We start from the raw sequence: 25,907 nt of genomic DNA on the forward strand, positions 1-25,907 counted from the left end.
ACCCGTGGACGGCTGGGAGCGCGCTTTCGTCCTGCATGGGCGGCCGTACAGTGAAACCAGTCTGATGCTGGATCTGTTTACCGAAGGTCATGGGCGGGTGCGCTTGCTGGCGAAAGGCGCGCGCAGCCGCCGCTCCAATCTGAAGGGTTGCCTGCAGCCCTTTACCCCCCTGTTAGTGCGCTGGGGCGGGCGTGGCGAAGTGAAAACGCTGCGCAACGCCGAAGCGGTCTCCCTTGGTTTACCCCTCAGCGGCATGATGCTCTACAGCGGCCTGTATGTGAACGAGCTGCTGGCGCGCGTGCTGGAGCAGGAAACCAACTACTCGGTGCTGTTCTTCGACTACCTGCAATGCCTGCAGGCGCTGGCGGCGGAAGACAGTTCGCCGGAACAGGCGCTGCGTCAGTTCGAGCTGGCCCTGTTGCACCACCTGGGTTACGGCCTCGATTTCCTGCACTGCGCCGGCAGCGGCCTGCCGGTGGATGATGCCATGACCTACCGCTACCGCGAAGAGAAGGGCTTTATCGCCAGCCTGGTGGTGGATCACTACAGCTTCACCGGGCGCGAACTGCGCGCGTTGGCGGAGCGTCAGTTTCCCGATGCCGAGACGCTGCGCGCCGCCAAGCGTTTCACCCGCATGGCGCTGAAACCCTACCTCGGCGGCAAGCCGTTGAAGAGCCGTGAACTGTTCCGCCAGTTTGTGCGCAAACAGCCGAATACGCCGGTCGACGACGCCTGACCTTTTCCCCTTTTGCCGCCCTGCGCCCGCGTGTAAACTGCTGACACTGAAAATCGTATTTAGAGGTTGTCATGGCTGATTTGTTGCTGGGCGTCAATATCGATCACATCGCCACGTTACGTAACGCGCGCGGAACCCAATACCCGGATCCGGTTCAGGCGGCATTCATTGCCGAACAGGCGGGGGCCGACGGCATTACCGTGCATCTGCGCGAAGACCGCCGCCACATCACCGACCGCGACGTGCGCTTGCTGCGCCAGACCATCCAGACGCGCATGAATCTGGAGATGGCGGTGACCGACGAGATGCTGGATATCGCCATTGAGCTGAAGCCGCATTTCTGCTGCCTGGTGCCGGAAAAACGCGAAGAAGTGACCACCGAAGGCGGCCTGGACGTCGCCGGTCAGCTGGACAAAATGAGCGTGGCGGTTGAGCGCCTGGCGCAGGCGGGCATTTTGGTCTCGCTGTTCATCGATCCCGATCATCGCCAAATCGACGCGGCGGTGGCGGTGGGCGCCCCGTATATCGAAATCCACACCGGTGCCTACGCCGAAGCGCAGGGCGAGCTGGCGGTACAGGCCGAGCTGCGCCGCATCGCGGTCGCCGCCGCCTACGCGGCCGAGAAGGGGCTGAAGGTCAACGCCGGCCACGGCCTGACCTATCACAACGTGCAGCCGATCGCCGCGCTGCCGGAAATGCACGAGCTGAACATCGGCCATGCGATTATCGGCCAGGCGGTGATGAGCGGGCTGCCGGCCGCGGTTGCCGACATGAAAGTGCTGATGCGGGAAGCGCGCCGGTAATGGCGGTGCTCGGGCTGGGTACCGACATCGTCGAGATGGCGCGTATCGAAGCGGTGGTGGAGCGCAGCGGCGATCGTCTGGCGCGCCGCGTGCTGAGCGACGCCGAGTGGGCGCTGTATCAGCAGCACCAGCAGCCGATTCGCTTTCTGGCCAAACGTTTCGCCGTGAAAGAGGCCGCTGCCAAGGCGTTCGGTACCGGCATTCGCAACGGCCTGGCGTTCAATCAATTCGAAGTGTTCAACGATGCGCTGGGCAAGCCGAATATTCGTTTGCACGGCCGCGCCGCCGAGCTGGCGGGGGAGATGGGGGTCACCGCGATCCACGTTTCGCTGGCCGACGAGCGGCGTTATGCCTGCGCGACGGTGATCGTCGAAAGCTGAAAAGAGAAAGGGCGCCTATGGCGCCCTTGTCAGTCCTGCGGCGATTAAATGCGATCGGCGTGGTGCAACACCACGAACTTGTCCCACAGCTGTTCGTTGCTCTCGCGGTGCTGCGGATCGGTAATGATGGTGTTGTCGATCGGGCAGACCTGCTGACAGGTCGGCGTATCGTAATGGCCGACGCACTCGGTGCAGCGGTCGGTATCTATCTGATAAATTTCATCGCCCATCGAAATTGCCTGGTTCGGGCATTCCGGCTCGCACATGTCGCAGTTGATGCATTTCTTGGTAATCAGCAGTGCCATTGTCAGTTATCTTTCCATCGGTGTGCTCGGGCTGGCGCGCAATCTATCATAGAATCGCCGCGCAACGGGCACTTTTTCGTCATCTTACCGCTTAGGGTAACTCAGGCGGATCGTCAGCCAACTGATCGAAATCAACCATTCTCTGCCCGTCAAACACCCAGCGTTTATCTGCATCTGCGATACGTATCGTAGGCATCACTTCGGGATGGGCAATCCGTATTCCCGCCTCTTGGGCAAACAACCCGATAAAATCGAACGCGCTTAAGGGATCATCAATGATCTGGTGCTGTTGGTCGCGATCGCTCAGCACCAGCAACGGCACCTGGTAATTCTGCCGGGTATCGCCGCTGTGGCGTAAAGAACGCCCACCGCCGATATCCTTGTGGGAAAGGCCGTGATCGGAGAAATAGAACAGTTTAAACGGTGTGCCACTCTGTTTCAGGCTGTGATAAACCTGCTCGATAAAACGGTCGGTCTTGCGGTAGGTAGAGAGATAGCAGGCCAGTTCCTTATTCGGCGACTCGACGCTCGGCGGTTCGCCGTTAAGCCGCTCGCAAAAGTCGGCGTGCGAGCCCATCAGATGCAGCACATACAGATTGCCTTGTCCCTGGCGACGCAATAATGGGTCAAATATCGGCAGCAGCGCATCGTCATCGGTATTGCGCGATTGGAAGTCGCCTTTCTTCAGGAAATAATGGCTATCGCTGAACATGGCGATTTTTGATACCGGCGTATCGAATTGTCCGAACATGCCCTGATTGGACAGCCAGTGGGTTTTGAGACCGGCGGCTTTTGCCAGGGTGATGATATTATCTCCGATGGCAATGTTGTGGCCGTTGCTCAAAGCCAGCGTGCGAGGAAGCGATTCGAACGTATTTGGCGCAGTGGAAATATAATTGCTGTAAAATCGTCCATTGGCATTATCCAGAAACGGCGTAGTGGACACCGGATAACCAAATAAGGACATATGATCTTTGCGCATACTTTCGCCGACGATAATGACATAGTTTTCATTCGTCGGTGCGCCTGCGGTTATTGACCAAGTATCCGGTGTTGTAGCACCGGCACTTAATTCATCAACCTGCTGTTGGTATTGATGGTAAGCCGAGTAGAGGGATAAAAAGAAGTCAGGCAATTTAAGATTCGCCACACCGCCATTGAAGGCTCTGGCGATAATGATAACCATCAGCAGGGCTAGCAAGGGAAGTATAGTTTTTTTTGAAATGGCTTGCCGCCAAATAAATAGGCCGAGAATGGCCAGCATAACCAGAATGGCGGCGGGCAGCAGATAACAACTGGCCGGCAGGGTCTGCAAAAACTCCCTCGCTTCTATGAGGTTGGTTTGCAACAGGGCGGACATCACGGCAGCGGAAGGGGTACCGTAAATGGCCCCGACCGGCGCATACAGCGCGCACAGCAGAATAAACGGAATAATCAGGCCGTATCGGGTAAGCGAATGAATAGATAATAATAGCAAAGTAAGCGCAATAAAAAGAATATCAATACCTTTTCCACCGCTGTATCCCATCGCCTTGATTAGAATCAATGCAGTAATGATATAGAGCAAAAAGGTACGCAGAATCGGATGCGTCACGGAATGCCGTAACTTATCTAAAATAACAGTGTGTGTATTCATAATGGTATCGTTAAATAATGCTTTCCATGCACGCCCAATTATTGATCGATAATTGAGCAGGTCACCGCCCGCACATTATTTTTCGAATGCAGAGAAGGGAAATAATTGAACTGGCGGCGTTTTATCGGCCGCCATTATACGCGTCAAACCAACTTTTTCATTAACTGTTCGCTGTGCTTGATGCGATCGCGGGCATGATCGAGATCGTGCTGGATCAATGCCATAAACAGCAGGTCGGTGAGGGCGAACTGGGCGGTGCTGGAGGAGATGGCCGCGCTGCGGGTATGGGGCTCTTCGGCGATGGTATAGAGGCAGTGGTCCGCGCGCTGCTGCAGACCATTGGGCGAGAAGCTGGTCAGCGCCAGCACTCTGGCGCCGGCCTGGCGCGCCTCTTCCGCCGCCAGATTGATTTCACGCCGTTCGCCGCTGAAGGAGATGGCCAGCAGCAGATCGCGTTTGTCCAGCGCCTGCACCGCCGCCAGCTGGACGTGCATGTCCGCTTCGGCCACCGCCATCACGCCGATTTTCAGCAGCTTGAAGGAAAAATCCTTGGCCACCAGCCCGGAGGCGCCGATGCCGATCAGCATCACCCGGCGCGCCTGGCGCAGCATGTCCAGCGCCTGATGCAGCCGCTCTTCGCTGTTGATGTCCAGCGTCGCGCGCAGCGCCGCCTGCTTTTCCGCCAATAGCTTTTCACCGACGGTTTTCAGCGTGTCGCTGCTGAGGATGTGGTTGTGAACGGTCACTACCGGTTCTGCCTGCGGCTGGGCCAGCGTCTCGCTCAGCGCCAGCTTCAGCGCCGGGAAACCTTTATAGCCCAGTTTTTGGGCGAACTTGACCACGCTCGACTGGCTGATGCCGGCCAACTGGGCCAGCTTTTGCGAGCTGAGATGGCGCGCCTGCTCGGCGTTATTCAGCAGAAAGTCCGCCAGCTTACGGTCGTTTTGCGCCAGTGTCGGATACATCTGGCGAATGCGCAGAAGGGTACTCATTGTTCTTTCCCTGGAAACCAGCGGCCATTTTGCCATGCAGAGGGCGAAAACGCGCGGTGAAAATTTTTGTGAGCTCACCGTTAAAATAGCAAATAGCGCTCGCTTTGTTGAATAAAATATTCAAATATTGATTAAGTTTTGTGAATTAAAAATTCAAAGGTGAACAGATGAACTTAGGCGCACTGGTATCGGAAACCCGCAACCCGGCCACTATGGGGCTGGATGAGATGTCGACGCTGGACATGGTCCGCTGCTTTAACCAGGAAGACCGCAAGGTGCCGGAGGCGATTGAAAAGGTGCTGCCGGCGATTGCGCAGGCGGTCGATTTGGCTGCGGCGGCGCTGAAGGCCGGCGGCCGGCTGATTTATTTGGGCGCCGGCACCAGCGGCCGCCTGGGCGTATTGGATGCCTCCGAGTGCCCGCCGACCTTCGGCGTGCCGCACGGCGTGGTGGTGGGGCTGATCGCCGGCGGGCCGGGCGCGCTGCTCAAAGCGGTGGAGGGGGCGGAAGACGACGAGGCCCTGGGCGAAGCCGATCTCCGGGCGCTGAACCTCACCGCCGTCGATATGGTGGTGGGGTTGGCGGCCTCCGGGCGCACGCCTTATGTGATTGGCGCACTGCGCTATGCACGCGGGCTGGGCTGCCCGACGGCGGCCATCTCCTGCAACCCGGATTCGCCGATTGCGCACGAAGCGCAGGTGGCGATTTCGCCGGTGGTGGGGCCAGAGGCGCTGACCGGTTCGACGCGCCTGAAATCCGGCACCGCGCAGAAACTGGTGCTCAACATGCTGTCGACCGGCGCGATGGTCAAGCTGGGTAAGGTCTACCAGAACCTGATGGTGGATGTGAAGGCCACCAACGTCAAACTGGTGGATCGCGCCTGCCGCATCGTGGTGGAGGCCACCGGCGCCGAACGCGCTCAGGCGGAGGCGGCGCTGGCGCAGACCGGTTTTGAGGTTAAACCGGCGATCCTGATGATCTTGGCCGGCGTCAGCGCCGAAGAGGCGCAGCAGCGGCTGCAGCGGCACGACGGCTACCTGCGCGCGGCGTTGGCGCGTTAATTCACGGTGGGGGTGGCGATGGACAAGACAACGGCATTGGCGACACAGATCTTGGCGGGTGTGGGGGGCGAGGGCAATATCCTCAAACTGGAGAACTGCATGACGCGGGTGCGCGTTGAGGTCAGCGACGAGCAGCGTCTGGACCTGGCCGCCCTCAAGCAGCTGCCCGGCGTGAAGGGCTATATCAAACAGGGTGAGCAGCATCAGTTTATCGTCGGCCCGGGCGCCGCCGCCAAGGTGGTGGACGCCATGCGCGGGCTGTTGAGCGGCAATGCACAGCCCGCTGCCGCCGTCGGTGACGCCGCCCGCACCAAGGCGCAGGCTAAGCAAAAATACGCTGCGCCGATGAGCGGCGCGCTGAAAAAGCTGGCCGACGTTTTTATTCCGCTGATCCCGGCGTTTATCGCCTCGGGGCTGATCACCGGCATCATCAACCTGCTGAAACGGCCCGACATCGCCGGTCAGTTGGCCGTGGACTACCCGAACGTGCTGGGGCTGCTGGCGATATTCGGCAGCGCGGTATTCGCCATCATGAACATTCTGGTTGGAGTGAACGCCGCGCGGGTGTTCGGCGGCTCACAGGCGATGGGCGGCGTGATGGCCGGGATCCTCTCCAGCCCTGCGCTGGCGCAGATCACGTTGTTCGGCGAGGCGCTGCAGCCGGGGCGCGGCGGGGTGATCGCCGTGCTGCTGGTGGTGGCGTTGATGTGCTGGGTGGAGAAACGCCTGCGTACGCTGTTGCCGGAGTCGGTCGAACTGATCCTTAACCCACTGCTGACCACGCTGGTCACCGCCTCGTTGGCGATCCTGATCCTGCAGCCGGTCGGGGGGGTTATTTCCGATGCCATCGCCCACGGCGCCAATCTGGCGATCGACAAGGGCGGGTTGCTGGTGGGGGCGCTGCTCTCGGGGCTGTTCCTGCCGCTGGTGCTCTCCGGCCTGCATCAGGGGCTGGTGCCGATCCACGTCGAGCTGGTGCAGGCGCACGGTTCCAACCCGCTGCTGCCGATCCTGGCGATGGCCGGCGTCGGTCAGGTGGGGGCGGCGCTGGCGGTGCTGTTGAAAACCCGCAATGCGCGGCTGAAGAAGGTGATCAAAGGGGCGTTGCCGGTCGGCATTCTCGGCATCGGCGAGCCGCTGATCTTCGGGGTGACGCTGCCGCTGGGGCGGCCGTTTATCGGCGCCTGCCTCGGCGGGGCGGTCGGCGGCGCGCTGATCAGCTACTGGAAGGTGGCGACGGTCATCACCTTCGGCATTTCGGGGCTGCCTTTGGCGTTGACCATCGTCTCAGGTAAGGTGATGTTGTATCTGGCGGGGATGCTGATTACGATTATCGCCGGTTTTCTCTTCACCTGGATGATGGGGTTCAACGATCCCGAGGAGTAGCGTTTGAGCGACAAGCAGCAACCATCGGCCGCAGAAGGGCGCCGCGTGGTCTTTTTCGATCTGGACGGCACTCTGCATCAGGAGGATATGTTCGGCAGTTTCTTGCGCTTCCTGCTGCGCCGTTTGCCGCTGAACCTGTTGCTGGTGATACCGCTGTTGCCATTGATTGGCCTGGCGCTGTTGCTGCTGGGGCGCGCCGCGCGCTGGCCGATGAGCCTGTTGCTGTGGGCGATCACCTTCGGGCGCTCCGAAGCGACGCTGAAGGCGTTGGAGCGGCAGTTTATCGAGGTTTTCCGCCAGAAGGTGACCGCGTTTCCGGTGGTGCAAATGCGCTTGCGGCAGTATTTGGATGAGCACGATGCCGAGGTGTGGCTGATTACCGGCTCGCCGGAGCAACTGGTGGCGCAGGTCTATCGGGATTCGGCGTTTCTGCCGCGGGTGCGATTGGTCGGCAGCCGCATCGCGCGCCGCTATGGCGGCTGGGTGCTGACCTTGCGCTGTCTGGGCGTACAAAAAGTGGTGCAGCTGGAGCAACGGCTCGGTGCGCCGCTGAAGCTGTACAGCGGTTACAGCGACAGCAAGCAGGATAACCCGCTGCTGTTTTTTTGCGAACACCGCTGGCGGGTAAGCAAGCAGGGCGAGCTGCAGCAGCTGGAATAAACAAAGGGCGGAGAATTCCGCCCTTTGCTGTTATCGCTACCGCGTTCAGTCGTCGGTTACGTCGTGCGGTTTGCGCCCCAGTTGCCAAATCTTCTCCGCATAATGCCCCAACGCCCACAGGCTCAGGCCGAGCAGCGCGAAGAAAATCGCCTTCGGCATGCTGTCCCAGAAAAACTCGAACAGGCGGGTATAGAGGTTGATGCCGAGGAATGTCAGCCCGAAACCGCGCAGCATGGTGTCGTCATGCTTCAACCCCAGCCAGATGGCGGCGAGGGCGGCCAGCCCGAACAGCAGGCTCCAGTGGAACAGCTCAATCTGGCGCGCGCGGTACCAGCTGTCGAGATCGCCGTAGTTGCCAAAGATGGATAGCAGCCACAGCGCGATGAACAGGTACAGCAGGCCCATCGCCAGCGACACCCGCTGCAGGCCGCGCTGCGCCAACAGCGGCCGCAGCAGCAATGCGGCGGCGATCAGCACCGCGCCGAAGGCGATAAAGCGAATCGGGTAGCTCATGCCGAGCCAGTAGGCGCCCCAGCCGGACAGGTAGCCGGTTTCGGCGCCGAAGGCATTGCCGAGCGACAGCAGGGCGAACCACCACACCAGCCCGGAGCGGCTGAACCAGCCGATCGCGCCGTACAGCAGCGCGGCGACCAGCAGCAGTACGGAAACCCGGCCGCTGCCGTTATCCAGCCAGACCCCCAACTGCCATAAGGCGCAGGCGGTGAGCAACACGGCGACAAACAGCGCCGCCTCATTGCCGTAGCGTTTTTCCGGGTGCTGTTGGCGGCGGCGCAGCGCCCAGACGTAGGCCAGCGCCGCCAGTACGCCGGCGATCGCCATGCGCACCGGCGCGTCGAAGCGGAACAGTTCGCTCAGCCATTCAAGCAGTGCGCTGTCGGCGAACAGGCTGGTGACGGCGATCAGCAACGAGGCCAGCGCGGCGAGAAACGCATAGCGCGCCAGCCGTCGCCAGTCGAAAGGTTGTACGTCCACATGCAGCAGCAACTGCTGCCGTTGCTCGGGTGTCAAGGCGCCTTCCCCAACCCAGCCGTCCAGCGCCTTGCGCACCACGACGGCGTTCTTTTTACTGAGTTTCATGTTTCTTGTCCCTGAATCACACGCTGATTCGGCCAGTATAGCCATTGGCGGGCGGCTACGACAAAGGGAGGCTAGTGTGTATAATGCCCGCCGCAAAAGCGCACGAGGAATTATGCGATGACTGAATATAACGATGAGTACTGGATGCGTCAGGCATTGCAGCTGGCCCTGCGCGCGCAGGAAGAGGGCGAGGTGCCGGTGGGTGCGCTACTGGTGCTGGACAATCAGGTCATCGGCGAGGGCTGGAACCGCCCGATCGGCCGACACGATCCAACCGCGCACGCCGAGATCATGGCGCTGCGCCAGGGCGGCGCGGTGCTGCAAAACTACCGCTTGTTGAACGCCACGCTGTACGTCACGCTGGAGCCCTGCGTGATGTGCGCCGGTGCGATGGTGCACAGCCGTATCCGCCGGTTGGTGTATGGCGCCGCCGACGAGAAAACCGGCGCGGCCGGTTCGCTGGTGGACATTTTGCGCCATCCGGGCATGAACCATCAGGTGGAGATCGTCTCGGGCGTGCTGGCGGACGAATGCGCCGCCACCCTGAGCAATTTCTTCCGCCTGCGCCGCGAACAGAAAAAAGCGCTCAAGCTGGCGCAGCGGGCGGCGGATACGCCGGAATAATCAGTAGTTGAGCGCCAGTTCCGGCATCACCGTCGGATAGCCTTTCCCCAACGCTTCCTGCTCGGCGGCCGCTTGCGCCGCCTTTCTCTCTTTTTCCTGCAGATAACCCACCAGGCTGACCTGGTAGCGGCGGATGTTCTCTACATAGTTGTAGGCTTCACGCCCGCGCGCATAGCCGTAGGTCAGCTGCGGGTAGTAGCGCTTTTGGCTGAGCATCGGCAGGCGCTGTTTGACGTCGACCCAGCTGTCCGGATTGCCTTTTTGCGTTTTGGTCAGCTTGCGTGCGTCCAGCATATGGCCCCAGCCCATGTTGTAGGCCGCCAGCGAGAACCAGATGCGCTCGTCTTCCGGCACGCTGTCCGGCACCTTGGCCATCAGTCGCTGCAGGTAGAGCGCGCCGCCCTGAATGCTCTCTTCCGGATCGAGGCGGTCGTTGACCCCCAGGCCATCGGCGGTGGCGCGGGTCAGCATCATCAGGCCGCGCACGCCGGTGGGGGAGGTGGCCTGCGGATTCCAGTGCGATTCCTGGTAGGCGATGGCCGCCAGCAGCTTCCAGTCGATCTCGTTGGCGTGCTTCTCGAACAGCGGGCGGAAGTTGGGCAGCACCGAGTCGATGGCCGACAGGAAGGTTTTGGTGTCCACATAGTCGAAGCTGCCGACGTGGCCGAGGTATTTCTCCTCCAGCCGCGCCAGGGTGCCGTCGTCCACCATTTGACTGTAGAAATCCAGCATCGCTGCGTACAGGCTGTCGTCGCCGTCACGTTTGAGATACCAGGTGACCGGCTCTTCGTCGGTGACGTCGAACGCCACCGCCAGCTGCGGATGGATGCGCTGCAGCAGCGCGATGGTCACCGAATCGCCGAGGGTGTAGTCCAGCTTGCCGTCGGCAACCCGCTCCAGCAGCTCTTTGGAGGTGAGATCGCTGGAGGACTCCCAGGTGAGATCCGGGTATTTATCCTGCTTGAGCTGTTTTAGCGTGCTGACGTGCGCGGAACCGGAGGCGACCGCCAGCTTGCCTTTGATGTCGGCGAAGCTTTTCGGCCGCGGGGTGCCCAGCCGGTACACCAGCTGTTGGGAAACAGAGTAGTAGGCCGGGCCAGTGCGTGCGCGGCTGAGGCGTTCCTGGTTGTAGATAAGGCCCGCCGCCAGCAGGTCGGCGTCGTCGTCGTCCAGATCGTCGAACAGGTCATTGATGTTCTGATGGGGGATCACCACCAGCTTCACCCCGAGGTAGTTGGCGAAGCGCTTGGCCAGTTCGTAGTCGAGCCCACCCGGCCCTTGCTTGGTGTTGAAATAGGTCAGCGGGGAGTTCAGCGTGCTGATACGCAACTCGCCGCGGGAAATGATCTCCTGGAGTTGCCCGCCCTGGCCGCTGCGCCAGGTGATATTGGGCCACAGCGCGAGAGCCAGAAGCAGGGTGACAACGCCGATGAGGATGTAGTTTATTTTAAGACGTTTCAAATAGTTATCCAGTGGTGGCACAGGTACACCGGCGACGACAACCGCGACTTTTCTCATGGTTAAATCACCAGTGCGGGGGGCATTTTGCGCAACAAAACGCCAGTGTGCAACTTTATTGACACGTTATGACAATTCGTCGGTGTGGCACGCTTTTATCAATAATCCCTACGCAAACGGTTTCGTCGGCGGCGAGGATTCTCTATAATGACGCGCGTTTTCCCCTGTTGCGCCCAATGAAGCGTCTTATCCGTCGCTTCGAAGACGAGAGAACTTTGATTATGGAAATTCTGCGTGGTTCGCCCGCTTTATCGGCTTTTCGCATTACCAAACTGCTGTCCCGCTGCCAGGACGCTCACCTGCCCGTCAGTGATATCTACGCCGAGTACGTCCACTTTGCCGATGTTAGTGCACCGCTAAGTGCCGAAGAACACGCCAAGCTTCAGCGTCTGCTCAAGTACGGTCCTTCTCTCGCCGAACACGCTCCCGAAGGCCGGTTGCTGCTGGTTACGCCGCGTCCGGGCACCATTTCTCCCTGGTCTTCCAAAGCCACCGATATTGCCCACAACTGCGGTTTGCAACAGGTGCTGCGGTTGGAGCGCGGCCTGGCGTTCTACGTCAAGGCGCCCGAGCTGACGGAAACCCAGTGGCGCCAGCTCGCCGCGCTGCTGCACGATCGCATGATGGAAACCGTCTTCAGCGAGCTGCAACAGGCCGAACAGCTGTTCGCGCACCATCAGCCGGCGCCGTATCAGTCGGTCGACGTGCTGGGCGCAGGGCGCGCCGCGCTGGAGCAGGCCAACGTCCGGCTCGGCCTGGCGCTGGCGCAGGACGAGATCGACTACCTGCTGAATGCCTTTACCGGTTTGGGGCGCAACCCGACGGATATCGAACTCTATATGTTCGCGCAGGCCAACTCCGAGCACTGCCGCCACAAGATTTTCAACGCCGACTGGATCATCGACGGCGAACAGCAGCCTAAATCGCTGTTCAAAATGATCAAGAACACCTATGAGCAGACGCCGGACTACGTGCTGTCGGCGTATAAAGACAACGCCGCCGTGATGGAAGGCTCGCAGGTCGGTCGCTTCTTCGCCGCGCCGGAGAACGGCACGTACGATTACCATCAGGAAGACGCGCACATCCTGATGAAGGTAGAAACCCACAACCACCCGACGGCGATCTCACCGTGGCCGGGCGCCGCGACCGGCTCCGGCGGCGAGATCCGCGACGAGGGCGCCACCGGCCGCGGCGCCAAGCCGAAGGCCGGCCTGGTGGGCTTCTCGGTGTCCAACCTGCGCATTCCCGGCTTTGAACAGCCGTGGGAGCAGGATTTCGGCAAGCCGGAACGCATCGTCACCGCGCTGGATATCATGACCGAAGGCCCGCTGGGCGGCGCGGCATTCAACAACGAATTCGGTCGTCCGGCGCTGCTGGGCTACTTCCGTACCTATGAAGAGCGCGTCAACAGCCATAACGGCGTTGAGCTGCGCGGCTACCACAAACCGATCATGCTGGCGGGCGGTATCGGCAACATCCGCGCCGATCACGTGCAGAAAGGGGAAATCACCGTCGGCGCCAAGCTGGTGGTGCTGGGCGGCCCGGCGATGAATATCGGCCTGGGCGGCGGCGCAGCCTCGTCGATGGCGTCAGGCCAGTCCGATGCCGATCTGGACTTCGCTTCGGTGCAGCGCGACAACCCAGAAATGGAGCGCCGCTGTCAGGAAGTGATTGACCGCTGCTGGCAGCTGGGCGACCAGAACCCGATCTTGTTTATCCATGACGTCGGTGCCGGCGGCCTGTCCAACGCCATGCCGGAGCTGGTGAGCGACGGCGGCCGCGGCGGCCGCTTCGAGCTGCGCGATATCCTCAACGACGAGCCGGGCATGAGCCCGCTGGAAGTGTGGTGCAACGAATCGCAGGAACGTTACGTGATGGCGATTGCCCCGGCGCAGATGGCACAGTTCGACGAGATTTGCCGCCGCGAGCGCGCACCTTATGCGGTGATCGGCGAAGCGACCGAAGAACAGCACCTGACGCTGAACGACCGCCACTTCGACAACCAGCCGATCGACATGCCGCTGGACGTGCTGCTCGGCAAGACGCCGAAAATGACCCGCGACGTGACCCGCCTGCAGGCGCATGGCGAGGCGGTGCAGCGTGAGAACATCACGCTGGCCGACGCGGTGAAACGCGTGCTGCATTTGCCGGCCGTTGCGGAGAAAACCTTCCTGATCACCATCGGCGACCGCACCGTTACCGGCATGGTGGCGCGTGACCAGATGGTCGGCCCGTGGCAGATCCCGGTGGCCGACTGTGCGGTCACCACCGCCAGCCTGGACAGCTATTACGGCGAAGCGATGTCGCTCGGCGAACGCGCGCCGGTGGCGCTGCTGGACTTCGCCGCCTCCGGCCGCCTGGCGGTCGGGGAAGCGCTGACCAACCTGGCCGCCACGGAAATCGGCAGTCTGAAGCGCGTGAAGCTGTCCGCCAACTGGATGGCCGCCGCCGGCCACCCGGGTGAAGACGCCGGCCTGTACGAAGCGGTGAAAGCGGTGGGCGAAGAGCTGTGCCCGGCGCTGGGCATCACCATTCCGGTGGGCAAAGACTCCATGTCGATGAAAACCCGCTGGCAGGAAGGCAATGAACAGCGCGAAATGACATCGCCGCTGTCGCTGGTCATCACCGCCTTCGCCCGCGTGGAGGACGTGCGCCACACCGTGACGCCGCAGCTGCGCACCGATAAGGGTGACAGCGCGCTGCTGTTGATCGACCTGGGCAACGGCCATAACGCGCTGGGCGCCACCGCGCTGGCGCAGGTTTATCGCCAGCTGGGCGACAAACCGGCCGACGTGCGCAACGTTGCGCAACTGGCGGGCTTCTTCAACGCCATGCAGCAGCTGGTGGCCGATCAAGCGCTGCTGGCTTACCACGACCGCGCCGACGGTGGTCTGCTGGTGACGCTGGCGGAGATGGCCTTCGCCGGTCACTGCGGCGTAGACGTCAATCTCGACGGCCTCGGCGACGATGCGCTGGCGGTACTGTTCAACGAAGAGCTGGGCGCGGTGATCCAGGTGAGCGCTGAACGTCTCGACGACGTGAAGCAGGCGTTCGCGCAGCACGGTCTGACCGACAACGTGCATCACATCGGCAGCGTGCAGGCCGGCGATCGTTTCGTCATCACCCAACACGGCAAGGCGCTGTACAGCGAAAGCCGCAATACGCTGCGCACCTGGTGGGCGGAAACCACCTGGCAGATGCAGCGGCTGCGCGACAACCCGGCGTGTGCCGATCAGGAACATCAGGCCAAACAGGATGAACAAGATCCCGGCCTGAACGTGAAGCTGACCTTCGCACCGGAGGAAGACATCGCCGCGCCGTACATCGCCAAGGGCGCTCGCCCGAAAGTGGCGGTGCTGCGCGAGCAGGGGGTGAACTCCCACGTTGAAATGGCGGCGGCGTTCCACCGTGCCGGCTTTGACGCGGTGGACGTGCACATGAGCGATCTGCTGGCAGGGCGCCGCGATCTGCAGGATTTCCATACGCTGGTGGCCTGCGGCGGTTTCTCTTACGGTGACGTACTGGGCGCCGGCGAAGGCTGGGCGAAGTCTATCCTGTTCAACGAGCGGGTGCGCGACGAGTTCGAAGCGTTCTTCCACCGTCCACAGACGCTGGCGCTGGGCGTATGCAACGGCTGCCAGATGATGTCCAACCTGCGCGAGCTGATCCCGGGCGCCGAACACTGGCCGCGCTTTGTGCGCAATCTGTCGGATCGCTTCGAGGCGCGCTTCAGCCTGGTGGAAGTGGCGGCCAGCCCGTCGCTGTTCCTGCAGGGTATGACCGGTTCGCGCATGCCGATCGCCGTTTCCCACGGTGAAGGGCATGTCGAAGTGCGCGATGCGGCGCATCTGGCGGCGCTGGAAAGCCAAGGCCTGGTGGCGCTGCGTTTCGTCAACAACGCCGGTCAGGTGACGGAAGCTTACCCGGCTAACCCGAACGGTTCGCCGAACGGCATTACCGCCGTGACCAGCGCCAACGGACGTGCCACGGTGATGATGCCGCACCCGGAACGCGTGTTCCGCACGGTCAGCAACTCCTGGCACCCGGAAGAGTGGGGCGAGGACAGCCCGTGGATGCGCATGTTCCGCAACGCCCGTAAGCAGCTGGGCTAAAAACGGTACCACCGTACAGAGGGCGCAAGCAATTGCGCCCTTTTTTATGGCCGGCGTTCGCCGACTGGCGGCAGTGTCTGCATTTTGCGACAGGCGCCATTTTTCCTGTCGCTAAATGGAGACATTTAACTGTTTGATTTTATTGATGGTAAGCGGGTTTGGCTTTAGTTGTCTGCATTTGGCGACAGCGCGGCGTTTTTTTCATCGCTCATCGGGGCGTGATGCGCAAAGAAATTTGCTGATATAATTTTATTTTTTAATAAAATCATGTGATTATAATTTTAATTGCAAAGTTGGCACGCAACGTGCATTATTCTCGTCAGTTGCTCATTCAACTTTTTATGACGGCGCCGTCATTAGACGGCAAATCGCCTCATAAGCCTCCGAATGATGCCAAAGAAATGGTGCCTATCGTCCAACTAAACCGATAACAGACCGTGCAAGCGGCTTTATCAAGCATCGGGCGACACGTGGAGTGAGGCACCGCCTGTATCCAACTGTGATGAAGGGTTCATCAATCCTGGATACTTACGGATGCTATTCGTCCTGTTCGATGCCAGCCGCTGCGCTACATCACCCTGGGGACGAGGTTCAAGGGCATCCACACTTTCCTTGCGTTGGGGCAAGTTTCTTGCCCCGATGTCAATTCTCAACGCTGCGCTTATCCCTGTTTCGTTGCCTATGCCCTCGAACGCAGACGCTCTCCCCACACTCTCGTTTTCGCACCGGTTGATATTACCGGGGCCGCATGCCGTCGGCAGGCCTATGGGCGCGGTTCACCAATCCCGTCGCTTTTTCCTTGTGCGTTCAGGATTCTCCCTTGCCGGGCTTTTTTCTTTCCGGCGAGTCAGTTAGCATCGTGACAGAGCTGAGAGAATGAGATGATTTCGTTGAAAAAATGGCGTTTATTTCCCCGTTCGCTGCGGCAATTGGTGCTGCTGGCCTTTCTGTTGGTGCTGCTGCCGCTGTTGGTGCTGGCCTATCAAGCCTACCAGAGCCTGGATCACCTCAGCGCGCAGGCGGCGGACATCAACCGCACCACGCTGGTGGACGCGCGGCGCAGTGAGGCGATGACCAGCGTGGCGCTGGAGATGGAGCGCAGCTATCGTCAGTACTGCGTGCTGGTCGATCCTACGCTGCAGAAGCTGTACCAGAACCAGCGCAAGCAATATTCGCAGATGCTGGACGCCCACGCGCCGATTCTGCCGGACGAGCGCTACTACCAAACGCTGCGTCAGTTGCTGACCCAGCTGGCGGCGATCAAATGCCATAACAGCGGGCCGGACCAAGAGGCTTCGGCCTTGCTCGAGTCGTTCTCCCGTTCCAACGCCGAAATGGTGCAGGCCACGCGCGCGGTGGTGTTCTCGCGCGGCCAGCAGCTGCAGCAGGCCATCGCCGAGCGTGGCCAGTTCTTCGGCTGGCAGGCGCTGCTGCTGTTCCTGGTCAGCGTGCTGCTGGTGGTGCTGTTTACCCGCATGATCATCGGGCCGGTCAAGGCCGTGGAACGGATGATCAACCGCCTGGGGGAAGGGCGCGCGTTGGGCAGCACTGCATCGTTCAAAGGGCCGCGCGAGCTGCGTTCGCTGGCGCAGCGCATCATCTGGCTGAGCGAGCGGCTGGCGTGGCTGGAATCGCAGCGCCACGAATTCTTGCGCCATATCTCGCACGAGTTGAAAACGCCGCTGGCCAGCATGCGCGAAGGCACCGAGCTGCTGGCCGACGAGGTGGCGGGGCCGCTGACTTCCGATCAGAAAGAGGTGGTGACGATCCTCGACAACAGCAGTCGCCACCTGCAGCAGCTGATTGAACAGCTGCTGGATTACAACCGCAAACTGGCCGATGGCCCGGCGGAACACGAGAACGTCGAGCTGCGCGAGATGGTCGATTTGGTGGTCGCCGCGCACAGTTTGCCGGCGCGGGCGAAGATGATTTCCACCGAAATCGTGCTGGAGGCGGAAATCTGCTGGGCAGAGCCTACGCTATTAATGCGCGTGCTGGATAATCTCTACTCCAATGCGGTGCACTACGGCAAGGAATCCGGTAACATTTGGATCCGCAGCCGTCAGGTTGGACAACGGGTGCAAATCGACGTCGCCAATACCGGCACGCCGATCCCCGAGGCTGAAAGAGCCATGATTTTCGAGCCTTTTTTCCAGGGTAGTCACCAGCGAAAAGGGGCGGTAAAAGGAAGCGGACTGGGGTTGAGCATCGCTCAGGACTGTATCCGTCGCATGCGCGGTGAGCTGCAACTGGCGACGGTCGCCGGTGCAGACGTCTGCTTCCGCATTGAACTGCCGTTAACCGCCGAGAATGAATAAATAATGTACACATGGTCTAAGCGCCTTCGTCTTTCACAGACCGAACGTTCACCGCGTGCCACGCACAGAGCGCCGCTCGGCAAACGCCCGATCAGCTGGTTGGGCGCCGTCTTCTTTATGCCGCTGTTGCTGGCGGGCTGCGTCGATCGCGCCGTCAGCGGCGGCCTGAACTCTCAGCAGCAAGAGGCGATCCCGGATACCAAGGTGATCGATTACCGCACCGCGGCTTGCGATACCCTGTGGCAGTTGGACGACAAGGATGCGCTGGATAATGCGCTCTACTGGCTGCGCGCGATGGACTGCGCCGATCGCATCGGGTCGACCCAGGCGCGCGCGCTGGCGAAAACGGTGCCTGGTGACAGCTGGTCCGGCGTTTTCAAACAGAGCATCCTGCTGGGTAGCGCACAGCCGACCTCCGGCGAACGCCGCCAGATGATCGACAGGATCAACAGCTACCGGATGGAGTTCCCCGGCTCGCTGCGTCCACTGACGCAGCTGTGGCGCCAGCAGCAGATGCTGCAGATCACGCTGTTCGATGAGAAAGCGCGCTATCAGCATCTGCAGGAGAGCAGCGACAGCCAGATCGATTCGCTGCGCCAGAGCCAGGCGCGTTTGCAATCGCAGCTGCAGGACACCTCGCGCAAGCTGGAAAACCTGACCGACATCGAGCGCCAGCTCTCTTCGCGCAAGCAGCTGCAAGGGGAAATCCCGGACAACGGCGCGGGCTCCCAAAAGGGCGAAGCCGCCGGTAAAAACGGCGCGGCCGCCAAAGGGGCTGAGCCGCAGGACGAGCCGGAAAAGGGCACCGCGCTGCCGGTTGAACCGGAAGACACCTATACGCCGCCCCCTGCCAATAAGGAGTCCCACGCGCAATGACCGCACGCAAACCGGCCAACCTGTTATTGGTTGACGACGATCCCAGCCTGCTGAAGCTGCTGGGCATGCGTCTGACCAGCGAAGGTTTTCACGTCACCACCGCCGAAAGCGGCCAGGAAGCGCTGCGCCTGCTGGCGCGCGAACAGATCGATCTGGTGATCAGCGATCTGCGTATGGACGAGATGGACGGCATGGCGCTGTTCGCCGAGATCCAAAAACATCAGCCGGGCATGCCGGTGATCATTCTCACCGCGCACGGTTCGATTCCCGATGCGGTGGCCGCCACCCAGCAAGGGGTGTTCAGCTTCCTCACCAAACCGGTGGATCGCGATGCGCTGTACAAGGCCATCGACGAGGCGCTCGCGCTGTCGGCCACCCCGGCCGGCGACGAGGCCTGGCGGGAAGACATCGTCACCCGCAGCCCGCTGATGCTGCGCCTGCTGGAGCAGGTGAAAATGGTGGCGCAGTCCGACGTCAGCGTGTTGATCAACGGCCAGAGCGGCACCGGCAAAGAGGTGGTGGCGCAGGCGATCCACGCCGCCAGCCCGCGCGCCGGCAAGGCGTTCATCGCCATCAACTGCGGCGCGCTGCCGGAGCAGCTGCTGGAGTCCGAACTGTTCGGCCACGCCAAGGGCGCCTTTACCGGCGCGGTCAGCAGCCGCGAGGGGCTGTTCCAGGCGGCGGCGGGCGGCACGCTGTTCCTCGACGAAATCGGCGATATGCCGCTGTCGCTGCAGGTGAAGTTGCTGCGTGTGCTGCAGGAGCGCAAGGTGCGGCCGCTGGGCAGCAACCGCGATCTGGACATCGACGTGCGCATCATCTCCGCCACCCACCGCGATCTGCAAAAGGCGATGGCGAAGAACGAGTTCCGCGAGGATCTCTACTACCGCCTCAACGTGGTGAACCTGAAGATCCCGGCGCTCAACGAGCGCGCTGAAGACATTCCGCTGCTGGCCAACCACCTGTTGCGCGAAGCGGCTCAGCGGCACAAGCCGTTCGTGCGCAGCTTCTCGACCGACGCCATGAAGCGGCTGATGACCGCCAGCTGGCCGGGCAACGTGCGTCAGCTGGTCAACGTCATCGAGCAGTGCGTGGCGCTGACCTCGGCGCCGGTGATCAGCGAAGCCCTGGTGGAGCAAGCGCTGGAAGGAGAAAACACCGCGCTGCCGACCTTTGCCGAAGCGCGCAACCAGTTTGAGTTGCACTACCTGCGCAAGCTGCTGCAGATCACCAAGGGCAACGTGACCCAGGCCGCACGCATGGCGGGCCGCAACCGCACCGAGTTTTACAAATTGCTGTCGCGCCATGAGCTGGACGCCAACGATTTCAAAGAATGACAGATTCCCGCCGGTGCCTGCCACGCAGGTTCTCAACAAATCCGGCGGAATGATTTACACTCCGTTCTCTTTGCCGCGGCGCGCCCCGGCGTAGAGCACCATGGAACGTATTAAGCGGGATCGTACACAAATGAGCAGATCACTTTCCATCGCCCTGGCCCAGCTGAACCTGCTGGTCGGCGACATTGAAGGCAACACCGAACGCATGTTGCAAATCGTGCAGGAGCAGCAGAAGGCGGGAGCCGATCTGGTCATGTTCAGCGAACTGGCGCTGTCCGGCTACCCGCCGGAAGACCTGCTGTATCGCAATGATTTCTACCAGCGCTGCGACGCGCAGCTGCTGCGCCTGCAGCAGGCCTCCGCCGAGACGGCGATCCTGGTCGGCCACCCGTGGCGCGAAGGCGATAAGCTGTACAACGCGCTGTCGCTGTTTGCCGAAGGCCGCCTGCTGACCCGCTACTTCAAGCAGCAGCTGCCGAACTACGGCGTGTTTGATGAGAAGCGCTATTTCCACGCCGGCAACGACACCTGCGTGGTGGAGCTGAAAGGCTACCGTCTGGGGCTGCTGATTTGCGAAGATCTGTGGTTCCCTGAGCCGATCGACGCCGCCAAGGCGGCCGGCGCAGAGATTATCCTGTCGATCAACGCCTCGCCGTATAACCGCGAAAAACCGTATATCCGCAAAACGCTGATGGCCGGCCACTGCCAGCGCACCCAGCTGCCGCTGGTGTACCTCAACCAGGTCGGCGGCCAGGATGAGCTGATCTTCGACGGCTGCTCCAAGGTATTCGACGCCGCCGGCACCATGACCCACCGTCTGGCGGCTTTCGACGAGCAGGTGACTCGTCTGGAATTCAACGAGCTGGCCGTGGTGCCGATGGCCGATCCGGCCGCTGAACTGCCGCAGCTGGCGCAGGTGTATCAGGCGCTGGTGCTGGCGGTGCGCGACTACGTGACCAAAAACGGCTTTAAAGGCGCGGTGCTGGGGCTGTCCGGCGGCATCGACTCGGCGCTGACGCTGGCGATCGCCGTGGATGCGTTGGGTAAAGACAAGGTGCAGGCGCTGATGATGCCGTTCCGCTATACCGCGGATATCAGCATCGCCGACGCCAAGGAAGAGGCGGAAATCCTCGGCGTGGAGTTCGATATCGTCTCCATCGAACCGATGTTCGACGCCTTTATGGGCAAGCTGTCGCCGATGTTCGCCGGCACCGAGCGTGACACCACCGAAGAAAACCTGCAGGCGCGTTGCCGCGGGGTGGTGCTGATGGCGCTGTCCAACAAACGCCGTAGCATCGTGCTGACCACCGGTAACAAGAGCGAAATGGCGGTGGGTTACGCCACGCTGTACGGCGATATGGCCGGCGGTTTCGACGTGTTGAAAGACGTGCCGAAAACACTGGTGTTCAAGCTGTCCGAATACCGTAATACCGTCTCCTACGTGATCCCGCAGCGGGTGATCGATCGTCCGCCGTCCGCCGAGCTGGCGCCGGATCAGGTCGATCAGGACAGCCTGCCGCCGTACGATATCCTGGATGCGATCCTGGAAGGCTACGTTGAGCGCGACAAGTCGGTCGCCGATCTGGTGGCCGAAGGGTTCGACGAAGCGATCGTGCGCAAGGTGATCCGCCTGGTGGACATCAACGAATACAAGCGGCGTCAGGCCGCCGTCGGGCCGCGCATCACCGCCCGTAACTTCGGCAAAGACCGCCGCTACCCCATCACATCCGGTTTTGGCCGCAAAAATTGGTAAAAGGAAAGAAGATGAAAAAGATCGACGCGATTATCAAGCCGTTCAAACTGGATGACGTCCGCGAAGCGTTGGCCGAAGTGGGCATCACCGGCATGACGGTCACCGAAGTGAAAGGTTTCGGCCGCCAGAAGGGCCACACCGAGCTATACCGCGGTGCCGAGTACATGGTCGACTTTTTGCCTAAGGTGAAGATCGAGATCGTGGTTGCCGACGACATCGTTGACACCTGCGTGGAAACCATCATGCAGACCGCGCAGACCGGCAAGATCGGCGACGGCAAGATCTTCGTCTTCGACGTGGCGCGCGTGGTGCGCATCCGTACCGGCGAGCAGGACGAAGAAGCGATCTGATCCTCTGCCATCAAGGGCGCAGCGTGCTGCGCCCTTGTCATTTCTGTCCTCCGCGCATCATGCTTCTTCGCCTCGCCGTTTCCCCCTTTTTGCCTGTCAGCATTCTAAAAAAGCGAACGCTATCGCGTTTTTGATACTTTTCCCGATCGCTTCGTGGCCGGCGTCTAGACTCAACGCAATGTTTTTGCTTGAGGAATCCCCCCCATGATGACGTTACGCCAAATCCGCCACTTCATCGCCGTGGCGGAAACCGGGTCGATCTCCGCCGGCGCCCAGGCGGTGTTTGTCTCCCAGTCTTCGCTGACGCTCGCTATCCAGCAGCTGGAAACCGAGATCGGCGTGCGGCTGTTCGATCGCCACGCCAAGGGCATGACGCTGACCCATCAGGGGCATCAGTTTTTGCGCCAGTCGTATCTGATCCTGGCGACGGTGGACAACGCCAAGCGCAGCCTGCAGATCGGCACCGAAAGCCTGACCGGCAAGCTGACCGTCGGCGTCACCAGCCTGGTGGCCGGCTACTTTCTGGTGGAGCTGCTCACGCGCTTTAAATCGGCCTATCCCAACGTCACCGTGCAGGTGGTAGAAGACGAACGCCCGTACATCGAGCATCTGCTGGTCAGCGGCGAGATCGACATCGGCGTACTGATCTTGTCGAACATCGAGGACCGCGACGCGCTGCAGACCGAGGTGCTGATGCACTCGCCGTACCGCCTGTGGCTGCCGCCGCTGCACCCGCTGCTGGAGCACGAGAGCATCAGCCTGGCGGACGTGGCCAAACAGCCGCTGATCCAGCTCAACGCCGATGAAATGGACGTGCACGCGCGGCGCATCTGGGCGCGCGCCGGGCTGAAGCCGGAGATCGCCATGAAGACCGCCTCGACCGAGGCGGTGCGCAGTCTGGTGGCGGCGGGGATGGGGGTCTCCATCCAGCCGGACATGGCGTACCGCGCTTGGTCGCTGGAGGGCAACATGATCGAGGCGCGCAAGCTGGACGATCTGCTGGAGCCGCTGGATATCGGGTTGGCATGGCGGCGCGGCAGCGCGCGGCCGGAGCTGGTGACGCCGTTCCTCACCATCGCGCGCGAGAACGGCAGCAAACACGCCGCCGGGCTTAAGCATTCGATTTAATCGAACGCGTCGTTCAGTATTTAGAATTTGTTGCCCGCCAGAGGCTCGCTTAGGCTGATTAAAAATAACTTATTCACATTTGGTTAACGTTTTTGTCACTTGGGGGCGTCAGGCGATGGCGGATGTGCAGGTTCTCTCAGGTTTGTCCTGTCAGCAGTTCATTAACGGTCAGCTTATCGACGGCGAAGGCCAGCAGGAATGCATCGTCAATCCGGCCAACGGCGAGACGCTGATCGCCCTGACCGAAGCTTCTTCGGCGCAGGTCGGCAGCGCGGTAAAAGCCGCGCAGCAGGCGTTCGGCCATTGGTCGCGCACCACGCCGGCCCAGCGCGCCACGCTGTTGCTGCGCATCGCCGACGCCATCGAGCGGCAGGCGCCGCAGCTGGCGCAGCTGGAGGCCCTCAACTGCGGCAAGCCGCTGCATCAGGCGCTCAACGACGATCTGCCGGCGGCGGTCGACGTGTTCCGCTTCTTTGCCGGCGCGGTGCGCACGCAGCAAGGGCAGCTGGCCGGTGAGTATGTACCGGGCCACACCTCGATGATCCGCCGCGATCCCATTGGCGTGGTGGCCTCGATCGCCCCCTGGAACTATCCGCTGATGATGGCGGCGTGGAAAATCGCGCCGGCGCTGGCGGCGGGCAATACCGTGGTGTTTAAACCGTCCGAACATACGCCGCTGACCATTCTGGCGCTGGTGCCGGCGCTGCAGGAGATCCTGCCGCCGGGCGTGCTGAACATCGTCTACGGCGGCGGTGAAGGGGTCGGCAGCCAGCTGGTGGGGCACCCGCAGGTGCGGCTGGTGTCGGTCACCGGCGATATCGTCACCGGGCAAAAAATTCTTCAGGCGGCGGCCAAAAGCGTCAAGCGCACCCACCTGGAACTGGGGGGCAAGGCGCCGGTGATCGTCTGCGACGACGCCGATCTCGACGAGGTGGTCAACGGCATTCGCACCTACGGCTATTACAACGCCGGCCAGGACTGCACCGCCGCCTGCCGCATCTACGCGCAGGCGGGCATCTATCCCAAACTGGTGGACGCGCTGGGCGAGGCGGTCGCCAGCCTGCGCTTCGCCCGCAAGCGCGATCAGGACAACGAGATCGGCCCGTTGATAAGTAGCCGCCAGCGCGATCGCGTCGCCAGCTTCGTCGAGCGCGCGCTCAGCCAACCGCATATCGAATTGATCACCGGCGCCGCGGCCCACTCCGGGCCGGGGTTCTACTACCAGCCGACCCTGCTGGCGGGCTGCCTGCAAAGCGACGAAATCGTGCAGCGCGAGGTGTTTGGCCCGGTGGTCAGCGTCACGCGCTTCGAGCATCTGGAGCAGGCGGTCGAGTGGGCCAACGACTCGGAATACGGGCTGGCTTCGTCGGTGTGGACGCAAAATATCGATCGGGCGCTGCACATTGCCGCCCATCTGCAGTACGGCAGCACCTGGATCAACACCCATTTCACCTTGGCGAGCGAGATGCCGCACGGCGGCCTGAAACGCTCCGGCTACGGCAAGGATCTGTCCAGCGATTCGCTGCAGGATTACAGCGTTGTCAGGCACGTAATGGCGAAGTTCAAAGCCAGCTTCTAGCGGTTCTATAAAGCAAAATCAGGCGGCAGCCGTTCCCTGCCGCACACAGATACGCAACACAGGGGTAATTACGATGAGAAAAACTACCGCAGTCACCACCACCGTCTCCGCGCTCTGTCTCACCGTGCTGTGCGGCCTGGCCCAGGCGGCCGATCTGCCGCAGTCGCTGGGCAAAGGCGAAGGCCGGCTGGATATCATCGCCTGGCCCGGCTACATCGAACGCGGCCAGTCCGACAAAAACTACGACTGGGTCACCCAGTTTGAAAAGCAAACCGGCTGCGCGGTGAACGTGAAGACCGCCGCCACCTCCGATGAAATGGTCAGCCTGATGGCCAAGGGCGGCTACGATCTGGTGACCGCCTCCGGCGACGCCTCGCTGCGCCTGATCTTCGGCAAGCGGGTGCAACCGATCAACACCGCGCTGATCCCGAACTGGAAGAACATCGATCCGCGCCTGCTGAACGGCGCCTGGTATACCGTGGACGGCAAAACCTACGGCACGCCGTACCAGTGGGGGCCAAACCTGCTGATGTACAACACCAAAACCTTCCCGACGCCGCCGGACAGCTGGGCGGTGATCTTCCAGCAGCAGAACCTGCCGGACGGCAAGAGCAACCAGGGCCGAGTGCAGGCTTACGACGGCCCGATCTACATCGCCGACGCGGCGCTGTTCCTGAAGTCCACCCAGCCGCAGCTCGGCATCAGCGATCCTTATCAGCTCAACGAAGAGCAGTATCAGGCGGCGCTGAAGCTGCTGCGCAGCCAGCACGCGCTGATCCACCGCTACTGGCACGATACCTCGGTGCAGATGAGCGACTTTAAAAACGAAGGCGTGGTGGCTTCCAGCGCCTGGCCGTATCAGGCCAACGCCCTGAAGGGCGAGGGGCAGCCGATCGCCACCGTGTTCCCGAAAGAGGGCGTGACCGGCTGGGCGGATACCACCATGTTGCACAGCGACGCCAAACACCCGAGCTGCGCCTACCAGTGGATGAACTGGTCGCTGGAGCCGAAGGTGCAGGGCGACGTGGCGGCCTGGTTCGGGTCGGTGCCGGCTTCGCCGGCGGGCTGCAAGGCCAGCGCGCTGCTGGGTGAGAAGGGCTGCGAAACCAACGGCTTCAACCAGTTCGACAAAATCGCCTTCTGGAAAACGCCGCAGGCGCAGGGCGGCAAGTTCGTGCCGTACAGCCGTTGGACCCAGGACTACATCGCCATCATGGGCGGCCGCTAAGCCGCGGGGCGCAGCGCGCTGCGCCCG

Annotated in this window: 21 protein-coding genes; 16 read left to right on the plus strand and 5 right to left on the minus strand. The window is 61.6% G+C overall.

Translation table 11 applies throughout. The features are described from left to right. The first annotated feature begins 4 nt into the window (after positions 1 to 4). From recO to acpS, 3 genes are all read left to right on the plus strand, one after another. Positions 5 to 736, plus strand: coding sequence for a DNA repair protein RecO (gene recO / locus WA302_RS08620; protein ID WP_004929165.1), 732 nt, complete (start codon positions 5 to 7; stop codon positions 734 to 736). 71 nt (positions 737 to 807) lie between these two features. Continuing rightward, a complete protein-coding gene (pdxJ, locus tag WA302_RS08625; RefSeq protein WP_025303943.1) occupies positions 808 to 1,539 on the plus strand; it encodes a pyridoxine 5'-phosphate synthase in 732 nt (243 codons plus the stop codon). Further along, on the plus strand, positions 1,539 to 1,919 hold the full coding sequence (gene acpS / locus WA302_RS08630) for a holo-ACP synthase (RefSeq protein WP_004929169.1): 381 nt from the start codon (positions 1,539 to 1,541) through the stop codon (positions 1,917 to 1,919). The genes pdxJ and acpS overlap by 1 nt, the downstream gene beginning before the upstream one ends. A 44-nt stretch (positions 1,920 to 1,963) precedes the next feature. On the opposite strand, the gene WA302_RS08635 is transcribed toward acpS, so the two are convergent. The 3 genes from WA302_RS08635 to WA302_RS08645 all read right to left on the minus strand — a co-directional run bounded on the left by WA302_RS08635 (position 1,964) and on the right by WA302_RS08645 (position 4,852). Further along, positions 1,964 to 2,224: a YfhL family 4Fe-4S dicluster ferredoxin gene (locus tag WA302_RS08635; protein ID WP_025303942.1), complete on the minus strand. Its 261-nt coding sequence runs from the start codon at positions 2,222 to 2,224 to the stop codon at positions 1,964 to 1,966. Positions 2,225 to 2,315: 91 nt separating this feature from the next. After that, positions 2,316 to 3,860 (minus strand): phosphoethanolamine transferase, encoded by a 1,545-nt coding sequence (locus tag WA302_RS08640; RefSeq protein ID WP_195904405.1) that lies wholly within the window; start codon positions 3,858 to 3,860, stop codon positions 2,316 to 2,318. A 143-nt stretch (positions 3,861 to 4,003) separates the two neighbouring features. Further along, positions 4,004 to 4,852 carry a MurR/RpiR family transcriptional regulator gene (locus WA302_RS08645; RefSeq protein ID WP_016929788.1) on the minus strand — a complete coding sequence of 283 codons (849 nt, stop codon included), beginning with the start codon at positions 4,850 to 4,852 and terminating at the stop codon, positions 4,004 to 4,006. 167 nt (positions 4,853 to 5,019) lie between these two features. Between WA302_RS08645 and murQ the strand changes: the two genes are divergently transcribed. Genes murQ through yfhb form a run of 3 tightly spaced genes read left to right on the plus strand, consistent with a single transcriptional unit; the run spans position 5,020 to position 7,959 of the window. Then, positions 5,020 to 5,913 carry an N-acetylmuramic acid 6-phosphate etherase gene (murQ, locus tag WA302_RS08650; protein ID WP_049209567.1) on the plus strand — a complete coding sequence of 298 codons (894 nt, stop codon included), beginning with the start codon at positions 5,020 to 5,022 and terminating at the stop codon, positions 5,911 to 5,913. Positions 5,914 to 5,931: 18 nt separating this feature from the next. Next, complete coding sequence (locus WA302_RS08655) at positions 5,932 to 7,299, plus strand: PTS transporter subunit EIIC (RefSeq protein WP_025303939.1); 1,368 nt, start codon at positions 5,932 to 5,934, stop codon at positions 7,297 to 7,299. 3 nt (positions 7,300 to 7,302) lie between these two features. After that, entirely contained in the window at positions 7,303 to 7,959 is a 657-nt protein-coding gene (gene yfhb / locus WA302_RS08660; protein ID WP_043138142.1) for a phosphatidylglycerophosphatase C, read from the plus strand. 45 nt (positions 7,960 to 8,004) lie between these two features. Here the strand turns inward: yfhb and WA302_RS08665 are convergent, their stop codons facing one another. Then, complete coding sequence (locus WA302_RS08665) at positions 8,005 to 9,057, minus strand: DUF2157 domain-containing protein (RefSeq protein WP_261456795.1); 1,053 nt, start codon at positions 9,055 to 9,057, stop codon at positions 8,005 to 8,007. A gap of 117 nt (positions 9,058 to 9,174) precedes the next feature. Between WA302_RS08665 and tadA the strand changes: the two genes are divergently transcribed. Then, on the plus strand, positions 9,175 to 9,681 hold the full coding sequence (gene tadA / locus WA302_RS08670) for a tRNA adenosine(34) deaminase TadA (protein ID WP_049204917.1): 507 nt from the start codon (positions 9,175 to 9,177) through the stop codon (positions 9,679 to 9,681). On the opposite strand, the gene mltF is transcribed toward tadA, so the two are convergent. Further along, positions 9,682 to 11,142 (minus strand): membrane-bound lytic murein transglycosylase MltF, encoded by a 1,461-nt coding sequence (gene mltF, locus WA302_RS08675; RefSeq protein ID WP_025303935.1) that lies wholly within the window; start codon positions 11,140 to 11,142, stop codon positions 9,682 to 9,684. Between the two features lie 275 nt (positions 11,143 to 11,417). Here mltF and purL point away from each other — a divergent pair, with 275 nt between their 5' ends. From purL to ydcS, 9 genes are all read left to right on the plus strand, one after another. Further along, entirely contained in the window at positions 11,418 to 15,311 is a 3,894-nt protein-coding gene (purL, locus tag WA302_RS08680; RefSeq protein WP_336064448.1) for a phosphoribosylformylglycinamidine synthase, read from the plus strand. 881 nt (positions 15,312 to 16,192) lie between these two features. Further along, a complete protein-coding gene (locus tag WA302_RS08685) occupies positions 16,193 to 17,629 on the plus strand; it encodes a sensor histidine kinase (protein WP_025303933.1) in 1,437 nt (478 codons plus the stop codon). A 3-nt stretch (positions 17,630 to 17,632) separates the two neighbouring features. Then, entirely contained in the window at positions 17,633 to 18,505 is an 873-nt protein-coding gene (gene qseG / locus WA302_RS08690; RefSeq protein WP_050505132.1) for a two-component system QseEF-associated lipoprotein QseG, read from the plus strand. Then, complete coding sequence (gene glrR, locus WA302_RS08695; RefSeq protein WP_025303931.1) at positions 18,502 to 19,842, plus strand: two-component system response regulator GlrR; 1,341 nt, start codon at positions 18,502 to 18,504, stop codon at positions 19,840 to 19,842. Before qseG ends, glrR begins: the two co-directional genes overlap by 4 nt. A gap of 130 nt (positions 19,843 to 19,972) precedes the next feature. Then, a complete protein-coding gene (locus WA302_RS08700) occupies positions 19,973 to 21,595 on the plus strand; it encodes an NAD+ synthase (protein ID WP_261456794.1) in 1,623 nt (540 codons plus the stop codon). Positions 21,596 to 21,606: 11 nt separating this feature from the next. Further along, entirely contained in the window at positions 21,607 to 21,945 is a 339-nt protein-coding gene (gene glnB / locus WA302_RS08705; protein WP_004847623.1) for a nitrogen regulatory protein P-II, read from the plus strand. Positions 21,946 to 22,149: 204 nt separating this feature from the next. Further along, the gene (locus tag WA302_RS08710; protein WP_004941365.1) at positions 22,150 to 23,073 is read left to right on the plus strand and encodes a LysR substrate-binding domain-containing protein; all 924 of its coding nucleotides are present in this window, start codon (positions 22,150 to 22,152) and stop codon (positions 23,071 to 23,073) included. 115 nt (positions 23,074 to 23,188) lie between these two features. Then, positions 23,189 to 24,652 carry a gamma-aminobutyraldehyde dehydrogenase gene (locus WA302_RS08715; RefSeq protein ID WP_089196177.1) on the plus strand — a complete coding sequence of 488 codons (1,464 nt, stop codon included), beginning with the start codon at positions 23,189 to 23,191 and terminating at the stop codon, positions 24,650 to 24,652. A 73-nt stretch (positions 24,653 to 24,725) separates the two neighbouring features. Further along, positions 24,726 to 25,880 (plus strand): putative ABC transporter substrate-binding protein YdcS, encoded by a 1,155-nt coding sequence (ydcS, locus tag WA302_RS08720; RefSeq protein ID WP_336063586.1) that lies wholly within the window; start codon positions 24,726 to 24,728, stop codon positions 25,878 to 25,880. Positions 25,881 to 25,907 lie beyond the last annotated feature (27 nt).

This window comes from Serratia sp. 201 (assembly GCF_037027545.1).
Taxonomy (GTDB): Bacteria; Pseudomonadota; Gammaproteobacteria; order Enterobacterales; family Enterobacteriaceae; genus Serratia; species Serratia bockelmannii.

Bases quoted from the DNA above. Each gene is read 5' to 3' on its own strand.
- WA302_RS08655 (WP_025303939.1), top strand. From the start codon at position 5,932: ATGGACAAGACAACGGCATTGGCGACACAGATCTTGGCGGGTGTGGGG.
- WA302_RS08710 (WP_004941365.1), top strand. From the start codon at position 22,150: ATGATGACGTTACGCCAAATCCGCCACTTCATCGCCGTGGCGGAAACC.
- WA302_RS08645 (WP_016929788.1), bottom strand. From the start codon at position 4,852: ATGAGTACCCTTCTGCGCATTCGCCAGATGTATCCGACACTGGCGCAA.
- WA302_RS08665 (WP_261456795.1), bottom strand. From the start codon at position 9,057: ATGAAACTCAGTAAAAAGAACGCCGTCGTGGTGCGCAAGGCGCTGGAC.
- WA302_RS08715 (WP_089196177.1), top strand. From the start codon at position 23,189: ATGGCGGATGTGCAGGTTCTCTCAGGTTTGTCCTGTCAGCAGTTCATT.
- glrR (WP_025303931.1), top strand. From the start codon at position 18,502: ATGACCGCACGCAAACCGGCCAACCTGTTATTGGTTGACGACGATCCC.
- tadA (WP_049204917.1), top strand. From the start codon at position 9,175: ATGACTGAATATAACGATGAGTACTGGATGCGTCAGGCATTGCAGCTG.
- WA302_RS08640 (WP_195904405.1), bottom strand. From the start codon at position 3,860: ATGAATACACACACTGTTATTTTAGATAAGTTACGGCATTCCGTGACG.
- ydcS (WP_336063586.1), top strand. From the start codon at position 24,726: ATGAGAAAAACTACCGCAGTCACCACCACCGTCTCCGCGCTCTGTCTC.
- WA302_RS08635 (WP_025303942.1), bottom strand. From the start codon at position 2,224: ATGGCACTGCTGATTACCAAGAAATGCATCAACTGCGACATGTGCGAG.
- glnB (WP_004847623.1), top strand. From the start codon at position 21,607: ATGAAAAAGATCGACGCGATTATCAAGCCGTTCAAACTGGATGACGTC.
- murQ (WP_049209567.1), top strand. From the start codon at position 5,020: ATGAACTTAGGCGCACTGGTATCGGAAACCCGCAACCCGGCCACTATG.
- qseG (WP_050505132.1), top strand. From the start codon at position 17,633: ATGTACACATGGTCTAAGCGCCTTCGTCTTTCACAGACCGAACGTTCA.
- WA302_RS08700 (WP_261456794.1), top strand. From the start codon at position 19,973: ATGAGCAGATCACTTTCCATCGCCCTGGCCCAGCTGAACCTGCTGGTC.
- pdxJ (WP_025303943.1), top strand. From the start codon at position 808: ATGGCTGATTTGTTGCTGGGCGTCAATATCGATCACATCGCCACGTTA.
- acpS (WP_004929169.1), top strand. From the start codon at position 1,539: ATGGCGGTGCTCGGGCTGGGTACCGACATCGTCGAGATGGCGCGTATC.
- WA302_RS08685 (WP_025303933.1), top strand. From the start codon at position 16,193: ATGATTTCGTTGAAAAAATGGCGTTTATTTCCCCGTTCGCTGCGGCAA.